Raw genomic sequence first — 14,704 nt, 5'->3', positions numbered from 1 at the left:
GCAATTATGGACTTTGAAGCATTAGTAAAACATATCAGCACGATACAAAGCACGTTGCAGGCGCAAGCCGCACACGCTGTAAACCTCGCCCTGACTGCCCGCAATTGGCTCATGGGCTGCTATATCGTGGAGTTTGAGCAAAACGGTGAAGACCGTGCCGCATACGGCGAATAACTGTTGAAGAAACTGGAACAGCGGTTGAATGTCAAAGGACTGAACGAGCGCAGGTTTCGTGAGTTCCGGCGGTTGTACCTCGTTTATCCGCAACTGAAAGAGCCTATCGCACAATACATATTGGCAGGAAGCGAAATTCGGCACACACTGTCCGCCGAATTTGCAGACCCAATTCGGCGGTCGCCAACCGCCGAATCTTCTCAATACATTCAATCGGCTCAAAACAAATGGATTACCCCACCCGAAAAGTTATTTAGCCGCCTATCCTCTACCCATTTGAATGTAATTTCACCCATTGATAACCCTGTAAAACGTGCTTTCTACGAAATGGAAGCCATTCGGGGCTGCTGGTCAGTAAAGGAATTGGAGCGGCAAATCAATTCCCTCTATTACGAACGCAGCGGATTATCCCAAAATAAGGAAACCTTGTCTGCCTTGGTGCAGCGGCAAGCCATGCCGCTGCAGCCCAAAGACATTATTAACACGCCCGTTACGTTGGAGTTCTTGGGATTGAACGACCGTGCTTTGGTAACGGAAAACGACTTGGAGCAATCCATTCTGGACAACCTGCAACGCTTCCTGTTGGAAATGGGACATGGCTTCTGCTTCGAAGCACGCCAAAAGAGAATCCTGATAGACGGGGATTATTTCTTTGCCGACCTCGTGTTTTACCACCGCATTTTGAAATGCCATGTCATCGTGGAATTGAAGATAGACAAGTTCCGCCACGAATACGCTTCGCAACTGAACCTATATCTTAACTACTTCAAGGCGGAAGTGATGCAACCCGACGACAATCCGCCTGTCGGCATCCTGCTTTGCACCGAGAAGGGCGACACGTTGGTAAAATACGCCACTGCCGGATTAGACCCGAACATCTTCGTGCAAAAGTATATGATAGAACTTCCCACTGAAGAGGAAATTAAGAAGTTCATTTCAACTGCAAACTATTAGCAATAAAAAACACTACTGGCGAAAAGAAGGAAAGCCATTCTTTCTCTTTTCGCCAGCACGTTTATTACTGCCAACAAGAATAGGTTTAGGTTAGTTTGGATGTATATACAAAAGACAGAACTAAACCGTAAATGCAGACGATAATTATAGCAAGTCACTTATGATACATTCTGTTCTTCCAAGACTATATTAGCATCATTATCGCATTTTTCAGGCTTAATCCGCTCTATACGACGAATATGTTTTGCCCTATTAGCTATAATTAACGGTACACGCTCGACAACAACAACCGATGTGTCAAGCCCCAACGCACTCGGTTCTCCAATGCCTATCTTTCTAATTAAGGCATAAAGGCTCATCAGCAAATTTTGTCGGCGGTTACGGGAATCTTCAGGATAATATATCCGGTGGATAATAATAAAGCAAAAATCACCCGGTATGCCATTCTTATGCAATGAAGGATAAGAGCTTGTTAGTTCTACTTCACCATCCGCAACAAGGTCATCAACTACTTGTCGTAAATAAAGGCTCACGCGCGGTTCTATACGAAAACCTATACGCATGGTTATACTAAACAATGTCCCTTTTATTAATGTGGAACAATTATATTCAAGTGTGTCTGGTGTATCCACAAATTCAAGGTTAATAAGCCAATAATGATCTGCCCGTTTAGGCTGCTTATTAATTATGGAATACAACAATTTATCGTCCACACAACCTTCTTTGTTTGCATGATTCACATAGACAAGATTAGAAGCATATTTGGATATGCTTTCGTCCGCCTTAATATCAGAAATAATGTTGTAGTATTCACTTAACCGTTTGGAAGACATATGTTTTCGACGAATTTTGTTGGCACTTACCCATACAAACATGATAAAACATAATAATCCACCTATTAACAGCGTAAACCAACCTCCGACCATAAATTTGGACAGGTTTGCAGCAAGGAAAATACCTTCAATAACACAATATCCGCCGACAAACAGTATTGATAGAATGCGTGGAATGTTATGCATATGCAAATAGAATCCCAACAACAATGTTGTCATCAACATTGTAATAGTTATGGCAAGTCCATAAGCGGCTTCCATGTGGGTGGAATCTCGAAACAACAATATAGTAAATATTACTCCAATATACATTACAAGGTTTACCATTGGAATAAATGACTGACCTTTTACGTTGGTAGGGTGCTTAATACGCATACGAGGCCAGAAATTCAAGTTCATAGCTTCACTCAATATGGAAAATGAACCGCTTATTAGAGCTTGGCTCGCAACAATAGCTGCCCCGGTAGCCATTGCTATGGAAAACAACAGTATTTCTTGTGGCATGATTGAATAAAATGGGTTCACTGTACCTTCTGCACTTTCCGGATGATGCAATACCCACGCTCCTTGCCCCAAATAATTTAGAATAAGCATCACCTTTACAAATATCCAACTGACCGTAATATTTCGTCTGCCACAGTGCCCTAAATCAGAGTATAAGGCTTCTGCACCAGTGGTACACAAGAAAACGGCACCCAATATCAGAAACCAGTGGGGGGATTCCACTAATAACCGTATGGCATAGTAAGGATTGAATGCCTTGAATACTTGAGGATAGGAAGTCAGACTGATAGCTCCGGCGATTCCAAGAAGCAGGAACCAAAGTAGCATAAATATGCCAAATGACCGTCCTATATTTTCTGTACCAAAACGCTGAACGAAAAATATAATGGTAATAATGGTCAGTGTAATAGGAATCACAGGCAGATGCGGACTGATACTTTCAAGTCCTTCTATGGCAGTTGTGACCGTAATGGCTGGAGTGATAATACCATCAGCAAGCAAAGTGCTCGCACCGATAATGGCAATGATGTAAATCCACCTTCTTCTGTGGCGGCGTAAAAGGGCATAAAGCGCAAGTATGCCACCCTCCCCGTTATTGTCGGCACGGAGAGCCACCAGCACATATTTCACCGTAGTCTGAAGAGTAAGCGTCCATATGATACAAGACAATGCGCCTAAAACATAATTTTCATCAAGAGCTTCTCCAGTATGAATGATGGCTTTCATAACATAGAGTGGCGATGTTCCAATGTCACCAAAAACAATACCCAATGTGATGAGTAACCCGGCAAATCCAAGTTTATGTTGAATATTGCCTTCTTTTGATAAGTTTGCCATAAAAAGTAGTTTTTTGTTCTACATATATTTGTTTTCCTTTTAAGCGGCGCAAATATAAAATAAAATCTTAACAATAAGATTTCACTTTTCTTTTTTCGTGAAAAATATCATATAAACCTTGACGATGGTCAAGGGGCAAAGAGATAGAACTTACTTACCATATTTTCTCTCAAATAAATCCTTATTCTTTTTTCCCCATTCGAGCATAGCATCAATAATTGGGATAAGAGTAAGTCCAAGAGACGTTATTGAATATTCCGAGCGAGGTGGAAGCTCGGGGAATATGGTTTTCTTTACCAGACCATCTTCTACCAATTCTTTCAATTGTATGTCTAACACTCTTGGAGTAGCTTCTGGTAATGCCTTATGAAGCTCACTGGGCCGCATCGAGCGATAACGCAACTCATCCAATATACACGATTTCCATTTAGAGTCTATAAGACTCATGGTCAATCGTAACGGGCAATCCAAGTCTATAGGTATTTTTCGTTCGTACATATTATTCTGTTTTTGTGGTAAAATTACTAATAATATACAGAAGAATAAGTATACCGAATAAATTTTCGGTATATGAATAATTTTACGGTACTTGTATAAACAGAGGCTACCGCCTAACTTTGCAATAGAATTAATAACACATAAAATATAAAATTATGAGAGCTAATATTGAAGAATACAAAGCAGTGGAAAACGCTGCCATGAAATTTGTTAAAAGTGTAGCAGAAGGAAACAGTAGTTATGCAAAAGATCTATTTGTCGATGAAGCAGTCTTATTCGGCTATTTGGATGGCAAATTAGAACACGGTTCCATCGAGCAATTCTACCATAATGTTGATACGGTAAGTGCTGGTAATAACTTTAAGGCACGTATAGACATCGTTTCTGTGGAAGAAACTGTAGCAGTTGTGCGTGTATTAGAAGAAAAATGGGGCGACAGAATTGATTTTACAGATTATTTGCTTCTGTTAAAGATAAACAACGAATGGAAATGCGTAGCAAAAGCATATAATCAGAACTCAGATACTATTCAAAAATAAAAGGTGGAAATATCATGAGAATAACAGTTATCACAGGTAGTCCACGCAAACATGGCAACAGTTTCGCCATGACAGAAACTTTTATAAAGGAAGCAGAACATTGTGGGCATGAAATAAAACGTTTTGATGCAGCATTTATGAAGATTGGAGGCTGCCATGCCTGTATGACATGTTACAAGACTGGGAAAGCCTGTTCTTTCAATGAAGAATTTGACATTATCGCATCTTCAATAGTTGACTCCGATGCCATTGTATTTACCATGCCCGTTTATTGGTATTCAATACCGGCACAGATAAAGGGAGTTATTGATTGTATGTTTTCACTTGTGGTAGGCGGAAAGGAAGTTGCCGGAAAGAAATAGGGACTGATAACATGCTGTGAAGAAGACGATCCGACCGTCATGGATGGTGTTCGTATTTCTATGGAAAGAACTGCAGCTTTGCTGAAATGGGAACTGGCAGGAGAAGTGCTCATACCAGGTGTACTGAATGAGGGAGAGATAAAGAATACTGATGGCTGTAAACAGGCGGCAGAACTGGCTTATAAATTTTGACAACAAATGAAAGTATTACTTATAAATGGCAGCCCTCATAAAAAGGGCTGCACTTATACGGCATTACACGAAGTGGAAACAACATTACAACAAAATGGAATAGAGACTGAAATGCTTCATTTGGGTAAAGCGCCTGTTTCTGGTTGTATTGCTTGTATGAATTGCATGACGACAGGTTTTTGTTTCCAAAAAGATATCGTACGAGATATCCAGATGAGGTTGGATGAATTTAACGGAATCGTCATAGGTTCCCCCGTCTATTATAGCGCACCGACAGGTCAACTGATTTCGTTTTTGAACAGATTATTTTTTGCCACAGAAAAACGTATGGCTGGCAAACTGGGAGCATCTGTAGTTTCTTGCCGACGGGGAGGAGCCTCTGCAACCTTTGAGCAACTCAATCAATATTTCACGATTTGCAACATGCCTATTGTATCATCTCAATATTGGAATTCTGTACATGGCTTCACACCTGATGATGTTAACCAAGACAAAGAAGGGCTACAAACCATGAGAGTCTTGGGGCAAAACATGGCATGGCTACTGAAATGCATTGAAAGCGGCAAGAAAGCAGGAATAGAAAAGCCAACATACGAACCAAGGCTAAGAACCAATTTCATTTAATAAAAGATGAAAGTTCATAATCAGGTCATGCTCGTTCCTGACTTTCATCGGTATTTATGCCATAATATCTGCGTCTTTCAGCACGGTTTCTTGCGGATTAGGGAATAATGATATTGTTCTAACCTTTAGCGAATGCCAAATTATTCATAACTTTGGATTATGACAAAAGACAATTTAATCAATCATATTTTTAATCATAATACAGCAGAAACCTTGCCCATTCCACCTAAGACCATATTGCTGGAGGAAGGTAAGATTGCGGATAGGATATACCTTATCCGCAAAGGTTGTCTGAGATTGTTTTTCTACAATGAGGGAAAGGATATAACCTTCCAGTTTTTCTTCGAGGGAGATTTCGTGGCTTCATTTGACAGTCTGTACAAAGGTACACCGAGCCTGTTCTCACTGGAAAGTATCGAGCCGTCAGAAGTCCTGTTTATAAAGAAAGAAGACTTCTACAATAAGATAGAAGGCAATTCTTCATTAAGAAAGCTATATGAAGAGAAAATTATAGAGAGGTTCAGCTTCTACCAGCACCTGTTCCTGTCCCGTATCAAGAATACACCACAGCAAAGGTACGAAGAACTGTTGAAGGAATATCCAAATATCATCTAACGAGTGCCGCAACATTACATAGCTTCCTATCTTGGCATTACTCCTGTTTCGCTCTCCCGCATCAGAAACCGTCGCTAAGCTCCATTTCTTTACAATTGTTATCGTCCGTTTCCGATAAAGTAGTGACCTTTGCACCATTAAATTTGGAAATGTATGAAAAAAGTTTTTGTAATCGACTGGATTTTAATCGTTGTATTCATCGTGTCTGCCATTTCAGGAATTGGTCTGCACATAGCCGGACATGGGAACAGCCACGAAGTATGGCATAACTGGGCAGTGGTTCATGTCGTGAGCAGTGTATTGTTCCTTGTTGCCATCATATTCCATGTGACAACACACTGGGGGTGGTATAAGGGAATCATAAAAAACGGAATAGGCAGGAAAAGCAAGGTTACAGCAGTTCTGTCTATCATATTTTTATTGCTGTCCGTTACAGGTATCGTATTACTTGGAGTAAGCGGAGCAAACTCTCCACTTGGACTGTGGCATTATAAAATAGGTATCATAATGATAATCATAGCTATCGGGCACATTATAAAGCGATTGTCTGCTCTTCGCAAGTCCTTAAATACAAAAAACAGTAAGTTCCCGATATTTATAGCTTAGAACTTTCTTTAGTAACTTGTAAGAGGATATTCGGGAACAATTTGGGAACATTAATATAAAAAGGAAAGAGCTAAATATTTGATTTGCAAATACTTAGCTCTTTTTCTTGTACCCAGACCCGGGGTCGAACCGGGATGGATGTTACTCCACTGGTGTTTGAGACCAGCGCGTCTACCGATTCCGCCATCTGGGCTTGTTAACTTTCTATTCTCTGTCGGAATGAGGCGACTCGAACGCCCGACCCCTACGTCCCGAACGTAGTGCGCTACCAACTGCGCTACATTCCGAGTGAGAATTTTTCGTTTGCGGATGCAAAGGTATTCATAAAATCGGTATTTGCAAAACTTTTGTAATATTTTTTGCTCGAAAACATAAAATATCATTGTTGAATATAGGAAAATTCATACTTTTGAGCCGCAAAAGTATATTTTATAAGCTATAAACACCATGACAACAATATATCTTGCACGCCACGGACAGACGGAAGAAAACCTTATGAGGATTTTTCAGGGACATCTGCCGGGAACACTGACAGCCGATGGCATTGAGCAGGCACGAAACCTGGGAAAGGAACTTGAAGGTATCCAAATAGACTGCATACTGAGCAGCGACCTTAAACGTGTAGTCGATACCGTGAACTATGCCATAGCAGACAGAAATCTGCCCTGGGAAAAGACAAAATTGCTCAGAGAAATAGACTGGGGGAAATGGACAGGGCTAAAGATAGACTCAGTTGATAAACAGAATCCTCCGGAAGATGCCGAAACCAAAGAAATGCTTTATAAACGTGGAAAGCGTATAGTGGAATATATAAAGGAGAAATACTCCGGGAAAAATGTACTGGTAGTGGCGCACGGACTTATCAACCGATCCATCCAGGCTCATATATTGGGAGTAGATATAAATGAGCTATACAACATTCAGCACATGAAGAATGCCGAAGTAAGGAAGTTCACTTTATAAACAGAAAAGAGAGTTATTAACAAAAAAGAAAGTTATTAACAGCTTTGTGCATACCTGTTAATAACTTTCTTTTTTATGTATTTATATCAACCGGAAATCAAGGATGAACCAGAGTTCCAATGTTTTCTCCAGACATAACTTTTTTCAGATTACCAACTGTATCCATATCGAATACAATAATAGGCAGATTGTTTTCCTTACACATACATGTAGCAGTCAGGTCCATAACCTTAAGTCCGCGTGCAAGAACTTCATCGTATGTGATTTCATCAAACTTGGTTGCTGTAGGATCTTTCTCAGGATCAGCAGTATAGATACCATCTACACGAGTACCCTTCAACATTACGTCGGCCTCAATTTCAATACCTCTCAATGAAGAGCCTGTATCTGTAGTGAAGAACGGATTTCCTGTACCGGCAGACATGATTACCACTTCGCCGTTTTCCATTGCCTCGATGGCTTTCCATTTGGTATAAAACTCACCTATCGGTTCCATGCGGATTGCTGTAAGCACACGTGCCTTCACACCTGCCGCCACAAGAGCAGAGCTAAGTCCGAGGCTGTTGATAACTGTAGCAAGCATACCCATCTGATCGCCTTTCACACGGTCGAATCCCTTACCAGCACCGCTAAGTCCGCGGAAGATGTTACCACCGCCAATCACAATACCAATCTGCACACCCATATCGTGTATTTCCTTGATCTGCTGTGCATACTCGCCAAGGCGCTTTTCGTCTATACCGTATTTCTTTTCTCCCATCAAGCTTTCACCGCTCAGCTTAAGGAGGATTCTTTTGAATTTAGCCATAACTTTTTATCGTTTATTATTTTATCGAAACAAAATTACTTATTTGATTATTACCTTACAAATTTTCAGAAACTAAAAAGCTTTCCATCTTCTTCTCCGTCTGTTCCCATAGTTCTTTCATCTGTGGATGATGCAGATACTTGTCGCTTAATTTCCTCTGCTTGCAAGAGGCAAACATTCCGCCGGTAACTCCTTCGTACTTTTCATCAAGCAGAAGATGTATCGCTGTATCAGCTCCCTGTCGGGGAGTACGGATACACGGACGGAACAGAATATCCGTAAGAGGATCAAACCACATATCCATCCTGATGATATTGGTAGAAACGATTCCAGGGTCGGCAGCATTAACAGTTATTCCCTTGTCTTTCACTCTTTCAGAGAGTTCACGGGTGAAAAGCCAGAGTGCAAGTTTTGTATTACTGTATATAGGGATACGGAAGAAACTACCCTCACGTCCTTTCGTAAAGAAATTAGGGCCTATTTTTCCGATGGCGTACGTACACGAAACCATACTCACAATCCTGCTCCCTTCGTGCATCAATGGCAACAACAAACGTGTAAGAAGATACGGAGCCAGATAATTCACTGCCACTGTATGTTCGAAGCCGTCTTCCGTACGTGTGAAATGAGTACACATCGTGCCGGCATTATTCATCAGAAGTTCCACTGAAGGTGTTTTTCTCTTAATCTTTCTTGCGGCCTCAACCACCGATTCCATAGAAGACAGGTCTGCCTGAACCACCTCTATATCATCATTGCCGGTATCAAGAGCAATCCTGCTTTTCTTTTCCTCACCTTTGAAACTGGTGTAACACACCATTATCACATGATAACCTGCCAACGCAACGGCCTTGGTTATTTCCGAGCCCATACCTCCGTCGGCTCCCGTTATTACAGCAGTCTTCTTCATCATTTGTTCTCCAATTTTTCAATTTCTTTTTTCAGGCAAGGCGGAAGTTCTTCTTTCAGATGCTTATGACATGCCATATCCACTGTGTACATTCTGCCTATACAGTAATTGCTGTGTCCGCAATTGCACCGGGCACATTCTTCCATCTTCATACGATTGACAAATCCCGGTTCATTCAGCAGGGCACGCCCCATCTGTACAAACTCGAATCCTTTGTTCAGCACCTCATCTATTTTCTCTCTTGAAACAAGTCCGCCTACATATACCAGCGGAATATCCTTTATCTGCTCTCTGAACTTCAGTGCATCATCAAGGAAATAAGCCTCGCTGAAAGGTACTGTAGGTATCATAAGATGTCCGAAGAGTTTTACACCGTACTTCAGCCACCAGCAGTCCATATAATGAGTAAGAGTCTTTATAGGCATTGCGCCACGCATGACGTACATAGGTGCCTTACTGACAAAACCTCCACTAAGCACAAGGGCCTGAGCACCGTCCTCTTTCAAACGCTGCGCCACTTTCAGACTTTCGTCTATATCCATTCCTCCCTTGAAGCCATCGCGCATGTTCATCTTTACCAGAACAGCCATATCGTCTCCGGCAGCTTTCATCACCTCTGTCATAACTTCGTCCATGAAACGCATCCTATTCTCTAACGAACCGCCATACTCGTCCTTTCTGTGGTTGGTATATGGTGAAAGGAACTGGCTTATCAGATACCCGTGTCCGGCATGTATCTCTACGGCATCAAAACCTGCCTCACGAGCCAATCTAACAGAATCTCCATACGCCTTTGCCAAAACAGGAAGCTCATACTTACGGAGTCCGCGAACAAACGTCGGCGAATAGAGATTAAATCCTGTACATGCACCGACAGGTGTTTCGCCACATATCTTCTTATGCGACATGTTTCCACAATGCCCAAGCTGAATGCTTGCAGCAGCCCCCTCACGATGGATAGCGTCAGTAAGTTTCTTCAGGTCTGGAACAATCTCAGGACGCATCCACAACTGTCGGTCGAAAGACAGTCCGCTTCGTGTCACCGCAGCGTATGCCACAGTAGTCATTCCCACTCCACCATGAGCAACCGACACATGATAGTCATACAAAGCCTTCGACGGCTTGTTGCCGGGACACATACTTTCGAACGCAGCCGAACGTATAGTACGGTTTCTAAGCGTCAAAGGGCCAATCTTATATTCTGTAAATAGTTTTGATGTTTCCATATTCCTAATATATATAAGGTATCAAACATTTTCTTTTTCCTACCACTTCCGTTCCGAACTCCTCCACATAACGTTTCCTTATAGCGTATGCACGTGAAGCGAGATTGGCAAAAGTCCATACCACAAATATCCATGCCGCCGCATCGCATGTAAGTATGGCAAATCCTGTCCATTCCATCAGCTCTCCCAGATAATTGGCAGACGTAACGTAACGGTACATTCCTTTTTGCGGGAAATAGTGCCTTGTATCACCTTTCGGACGAAGATGTCTTATAACATTGTCCGAATGAAGGTTTATCACCATTCCTGCAATGAATATCAACGTTCCTATTATGAAATAAGGTGAATAGAGCCAGTCTGTCGAATATTTTTCATAATTATCAATATGAAACAATGAATATCCTATAAGAAAACCGTTGATAAGATTAAACACTACTCCCATAAGCATTATACTTACGGGCATCTTGCTCTTACCTTTCATCAGAAGCGGGAAAACAAATGCCCTCTGGAAATAGTGTATCTCGAAAAGGATGAAGAAAACAGCGGGAACGGACATCAGCGAATACTGTCCGGTGTGCCACATTACTGCCATAAGAATAAATGCTGGACATTCCATTATCACCCACCCCACTTTATTGGGAAGGCTCAAGCCCCAACTTTTGGTGTGGAATATACCATAGCCTGCCTTTATGAAAAATAAAGCAATGAATACTATTATAGCCAACACAGGCATAATGTACATCAGGACATTAAACAAAGTATTAATCATAGAATTCGTATTTTCCCCAAATTTATGATTTTATTTCCATTCGGTCAATTATTGATGACAAAACATGGAGCTAAATAAGAAAAACGCCTGTTCTGAGAAACCGTTACACGTACGTGTAACGCTCGTGACACGTTCGTGTTACTATAGTGACACGTTCGTGTTCCATCCGTCACACGTACGTGTGACGGTTTATGTATATTTTCATAAAAAAAATCCAACCGTAGTTTAAATGGTATTTAAACTCCGGTTGGACACCTTATATATACGAATCTATTTCGACCTTAACGCCTCAACTATAATCTCTGCCGCTTTTTCGGATGCTCCTGGATTTCCCAATATACTTTTCAACTGCGAGTACCCATCCAGTACACTTTCACGTTTATCCCCTCCGGGCAATATGGCAGCAAACTCATGCTTCAGGTTAGAGGCTGTCATACCGTCAGCAACAAGTTCTTTCACTGTTTCCTTGCCTGTGATAAGATTTACCAGCGAAACATACTTCACTTTCAGAAGGAACTTTCTGAGGAAAGATACAAGTTTTCCGGCCGACATATAGTAACATACCACCTGAGGTACTCCAAACAATGCTGTTTCCAGTGTTGCAGTGCCGGACGTAACCATAGCCGCCACAGAATGCTGAAGCAATCTGTATGTCTGCGAAAATACTATTTTCGTCTCAGGAGTTATGTATTGTTTATAATAATCATGTGATATACCTGGCGCTCCTGCCACCACAAACTGATACTGCGGGAAGGAACGGGCTACTTCCATCATACGAGTTAGATTATCCCTTATTTCCTGTTTTCGGCTTCCTGCAAGTATCGCCACTATAGGTTTGTCCGACAGCCCGTTATCTTTAATAAAAGAAAGTCTGTCAGAAGGATGCTTTGCAAGATATTCCGAAACTGAATCGACACTAGGATTGCCTACATATGATATAGGGTAATTATGCTTCTTATAGAAATCTATTTCAAAAGGAAGTATGGAAAGCATCTTGTCTATATCACGCTTTATATCCTTTATACGGTATTCCTTCCATGCCCATATTTTAGGAGAGATATAATAATAGACAGGGATATCCGTATGCTGCTTGATATATTTGGCTATTTTCAAGTTAAATCCCGGATAATCCACCAGAATTATCACATCAGGTTTCCATTCCAATATATCCGATTTACACAGACTCATATTGCGGAATATGGTACGCAAATGCAAAAGCACGGGAATAAAACCCATATATGCCATATCCTTATAATGCTTGACCAGTGTTCCACCCACACTCTGCATAAGATCACCTCCGAAAAAGCGGAATTCTGCATTTTCATCATACTTTTTCAACGAGCACATAAGGTTTGAAGCATGCAAATCGCCTGAGGCCTCTCCTACTATCAGATAATATTTCATGTAAGTTTTGAGTTTTTAAGTTTGTAAGTTATTGAGTTTGCAACTGTAACCTTGTAACTGTTGCCTTGTTTTCTTAAAGAGACCAGTTCCACGACTTCATATTCTCCATTAGTTCGTATGCCGTAACATCAACTTTTGTCGGTGTTATGGCTACATAACAGTTATCTAGAGCCCAATGGTCTGCGTCTTCGGCATTCGGTTCATAATTTTTATAAGATCCTGTCAGCCAATAATATCCACCGTGACGAGGATGGTTACATTCGGCAAATTCGTTTATCCACACTCCGTCTGTCTGACGGCATATACGAACACCTTTCAGATCTTTCGTATCAGGGAAATTCACATTAAGACATGTTCCGTAAGGAAGTCCGTTTTTCAACGTCTCCTTCACAATCTGTCTGACATATGGCAATGTAAATGAGAAGTCTGCATCAGAAGCATGACTACAAAGAGAAAAACCGATTGATGGAATTCCTTTCAGACATCCTTCTATTACTATCCCCATTGTCCCGGAATAATGTACATTGACAGAAGAGTTATCACCATGATTTATACCTCCTATAATCATATCGGGAGTACGTCCCAAGATGGTATGCATGGCCAGTTTGGTACAATCTACCGGAGTTCCACTACATTTATACACCACCAGTCCTTCTTCCTCCTTAACCTTTTCATAATGCACAGGAACAGCAGAAGTTATTGCACACGAAGCACCTGAACGTGGGCCGTCTGGAGCCACAACAACCAAATCGGCTTCACCGCGCAATGCTTTTATTAATTCGTTGATACCTTTAGCCTGATAGCCATCGTCATTCGACAGCAATAAAAGAGGTTTACTATTTGCCATATACATAAAGGGATTAAAATCATAGTTACTTTAAAAACGACGTAAAGTTACAATCTTTTCAGATAATGCTACAAAAAACTATGTGACAATACGTTTTCAAATCTTAATCTTCATAAACCGGATTAGTTTTTTATGTGGTTTTCAGTATCTTTGCCCAAGTTTAGTTATTAACAAAAGCGGTAAGTTATCAACACTTTCCGCAAAAGTAACAGTTTTTTAATTGGTCGTATCACTAATTATTAGTTATTTCGCACCAAGATTAAACTGATTAATATGGGAAAAATAATTGCTTTAGCCAACCAAAAAGGCGGTGTAGGGAAAACTACTACAACAATAAACTTGGCTGCATCACTGGCTACTCTGGAAAAAAAGGTATTGGTTATAGATGCCGACCCGCAAGCTAACGCTTCTTCAGGTCTTGGAGTGAACGTAAACGAAATCGATTGCTCAATCTATGAATGCCTTATCAATCAAACTGATATAAGAGAAGCCATTTATACAACCGATATTGACAGATTAGACATCATACCATCTCATATAGACCTGGTAGGGGCTGAAATAGAAATGCTTAATCTGGAGAACAGAGAGAAAATAATGAAAAAGGCTCTGGAACCGATGAAAGATGAATACGACTATATACTTATTGACTGTTCACCATCACTCGGACTTATAACAATAAACGCCCTGACAGCCGCAAATTCTGTCATCATACCGGTACAGTGTGAGTATTTCGCCCTCGAAGGAATAAGCAAACTGCTAAACACAATAAAAATAATAAAGACTAAACTTAATCCGTCATTGGAAATAGAAGGTTTTCTTCTGACAATGTACGACTCCAGATTGCGTCTTGCAAACCAAATATATGATGATGTAAAAAGACACTTCCAGGAACTGGTATTCAAAACCATCATCCAACGCAACGTAAAACTGAGTGAAGCGCCAAGCCACGGAATACCGGCCATACTGTATGATGCCGAATCAACAGGAGCCAAAAACCATTTGGCATTGGCCAACGAAATAATAATGAAAAATATTTAAT

The 14,704-nt window shown here is 41.0% G+C and carries 16 protein-coding genes, 2 tRNA genes and 1 pseudogene; 9 read left to right on the top strand and 10 right to left on the bottom strand.

The window, feature by feature from the left end:
- Positions 1–6 precede the first annotated feature (6 nt).
- Positions 7–1,128, top strand: a pseudogene (locus NW213_RS14960) (YhcG family protein).
- Positions 1,129–1,286: 158 nt separating this feature from the next.
- Here the strand turns inward: NW213_RS14960 and NW213_RS14955 are convergent.
- Together NW213_RS14955 and NW213_RS14950 are read right to left on the bottom strand one after the other, a co-directional pair.
- Positions 1,287–3,302, bottom strand: a complete 2,016-nt coding sequence (locus NW213_RS14955) for a KUP/HAK/KT family potassium transporter (protein WP_258323271.1) — start codon at positions 3,300–3,302, stop codon at positions 1,287–1,289.
- 150 nt (positions 3,303–3,452) lie between these two features.
- A complete protein-coding gene (locus NW213_RS14950; protein ID WP_022053090.1) occupies positions 3,453–3,800 on the bottom strand; it encodes a helix-turn-helix domain-containing protein in 348 nt (115 codons plus the stop codon).
- A gap of 155 nt (positions 3,801–3,955) precedes the next feature.
- On the opposite strand from NW213_RS14950, the gene NW213_RS14945 reads away from it, so the two are divergent.
- The 6 genes from NW213_RS14945 (at position 3,956) to NW213_RS14920 (ending at position 6,738) form a co-directional block, all read left to right on the top strand.
- Positions 3,956–4,339, top strand: coding sequence for a nuclear transport factor 2 family protein (locus NW213_RS14945; RefSeq protein ID WP_022053089.1), 384 nt, complete (start codon positions 3,956–3,958; stop codon positions 4,337–4,339).
- A 14-nt stretch (positions 4,340–4,353) separates the two neighbouring features.
- A complete protein-coding gene (locus tag NW213_RS14940; protein WP_258323270.1) occupies positions 4,354–4,701 on the top strand; it encodes a flavodoxin family protein in 348 nt (115 codons plus the stop codon).
- A 60-nt stretch (positions 4,702–4,761) separates the two neighbouring features.
- The gene (locus NW213_RS14935; protein ID WP_258323269.1) at positions 4,762–4,893 is read left to right on the top strand and encodes a hypothetical protein; all 132 of its coding nucleotides are present in this window, start codon (positions 4,762–4,764) and stop codon (positions 4,891–4,893) included.
- A 6-nt stretch (positions 4,894–4,899) separates the two neighbouring features.
- Positions 4,900–5,517: a flavodoxin family protein gene (locus NW213_RS14930; RefSeq protein WP_022053087.1), complete on the top strand. Its 618-nt coding sequence runs from the start codon at positions 4,900–4,902 to the stop codon at positions 5,515–5,517.
- 159 nt (positions 5,518–5,676) lie between these two features.
- Positions 5,677–6,132: a Crp/Fnr family transcriptional regulator gene (locus tag NW213_RS14925; protein WP_258323268.1), complete on the top strand. Its 456-nt coding sequence runs from the start codon at positions 5,677–5,679 to the stop codon at positions 6,130–6,132.
- 153 nt (positions 6,133–6,285) lie between these two features.
- Positions 6,286–6,738, top strand: a complete 453-nt coding sequence (locus tag NW213_RS14920; protein WP_071148000.1) for a DUF4405 domain-containing protein — start codon at positions 6,286–6,288, stop codon at positions 6,736–6,738.
- A gap of 109 nt (positions 6,739–6,847) precedes the next feature.
- Here NW213_RS14920 and NW213_RS14915 read toward each other — a convergent pair.
- Both NW213_RS14915 and NW213_RS14910 read right to left on the bottom strand, forming a co-directional pair.
- A tRNA-Leu gene (locus tag NW213_RS14915) sits at positions 6,848–6,931 on the bottom strand.
- 21 nt (positions 6,932–6,952) lie between these two features.
- Positions 6,953–7,025 (bottom strand) — tRNA-Pro (locus tag NW213_RS14910).
- Positions 7,026–7,185: 160 nt separating this feature from the next.
- On the opposite strand from NW213_RS14910, the gene NW213_RS14905 reads away from it, so the two are divergent.
- Complete coding sequence (locus NW213_RS14905; RefSeq protein ID WP_258323267.1) at positions 7,186–7,701, top strand: histidine phosphatase family protein; 516 nt, start codon at positions 7,186–7,188, stop codon at positions 7,699–7,701.
- Between the two features lie 97 nt (positions 7,702–7,798).
- On the opposite strand, the gene pyrH is transcribed toward NW213_RS14905, so the two are convergent.
- The 6 genes from pyrH to surE all read right to left on the bottom strand — a co-directional run bounded on the left by pyrH (position 7,799) and on the right by surE (position 13,665).
- On the bottom strand, positions 7,799–8,509 hold the full coding sequence (pyrH, locus tag NW213_RS14900) for a UMP kinase (RefSeq protein WP_154044489.1): 711 nt from the start codon (positions 8,507–8,509) through the stop codon (positions 7,799–7,801).
- 55 nt (positions 8,510–8,564) lie between these two features.
- Positions 8,565–9,419 (bottom strand): SDR family oxidoreductase, encoded by an 855-nt coding sequence (locus tag NW213_RS14895; protein ID WP_258323278.1) that lies wholly within the window; start codon positions 9,417–9,419, stop codon positions 8,565–8,567.
- Positions 9,419–10,645, bottom strand: a complete 1,227-nt coding sequence (locus NW213_RS14890) for an NADH:flavin oxidoreductase (protein ID WP_258323266.1) — start codon at positions 10,643–10,645, stop codon at positions 9,419–9,421. The genes NW213_RS14895 and NW213_RS14890 overlap by 1 nt, the downstream gene beginning before the upstream one ends.
- Positions 10,646–10,649: 4 nt before the next feature.
- Complete coding sequence (locus NW213_RS14885; protein ID WP_258323265.1) at positions 10,650–11,414, bottom strand: DUF1295 domain-containing protein; 765 nt, start codon at positions 11,412–11,414, stop codon at positions 10,650–10,652.
- A 270-nt stretch (positions 11,415–11,684) separates the two neighbouring features.
- Positions 11,685–12,818 carry a lipid-A-disaccharide synthase gene (lpxB, locus tag NW213_RS14880; RefSeq protein ID WP_258323264.1) on the bottom strand — a complete coding sequence of 378 codons (1,134 nt, stop codon included), beginning with the start codon at positions 12,816–12,818 and terminating at the stop codon, positions 11,685–11,687.
- Positions 12,819–12,891: 73 nt separating this feature from the next.
- Entirely contained in the window at positions 12,892–13,665 is a 774-nt protein-coding gene (gene surE, locus NW213_RS14875) for a 5'/3'-nucleotidase SurE (protein ID WP_258323263.1), read from the bottom strand.
- A 273-nt stretch (positions 13,666–13,938) separates the two neighbouring features.
- On the opposite strand from surE, the gene NW213_RS14870 reads away from it, so the two are divergent.
- Positions 13,939–14,703 (top strand): ParA family protein, encoded by a 765-nt coding sequence (locus tag NW213_RS14870; protein WP_154044484.1) that lies wholly within the window; start codon positions 13,939–13,941, stop codon positions 14,701–14,703.
- The last annotated feature ends 1 nt before the right edge of the window (position 14,704 follow it).

The organism is Bacteroides sp. ET336 (assembly GCF_024733815.1).
GTDB classification, from domain to species: Bacteria; Bacteroidota; Bacteroidia; order Bacteroidales; family Bacteroidaceae; genus Phocaeicola; species Phocaeicola cellulolyticus.
This window is presented reverse-complemented; position numbering and strand designations above follow the sequence as displayed.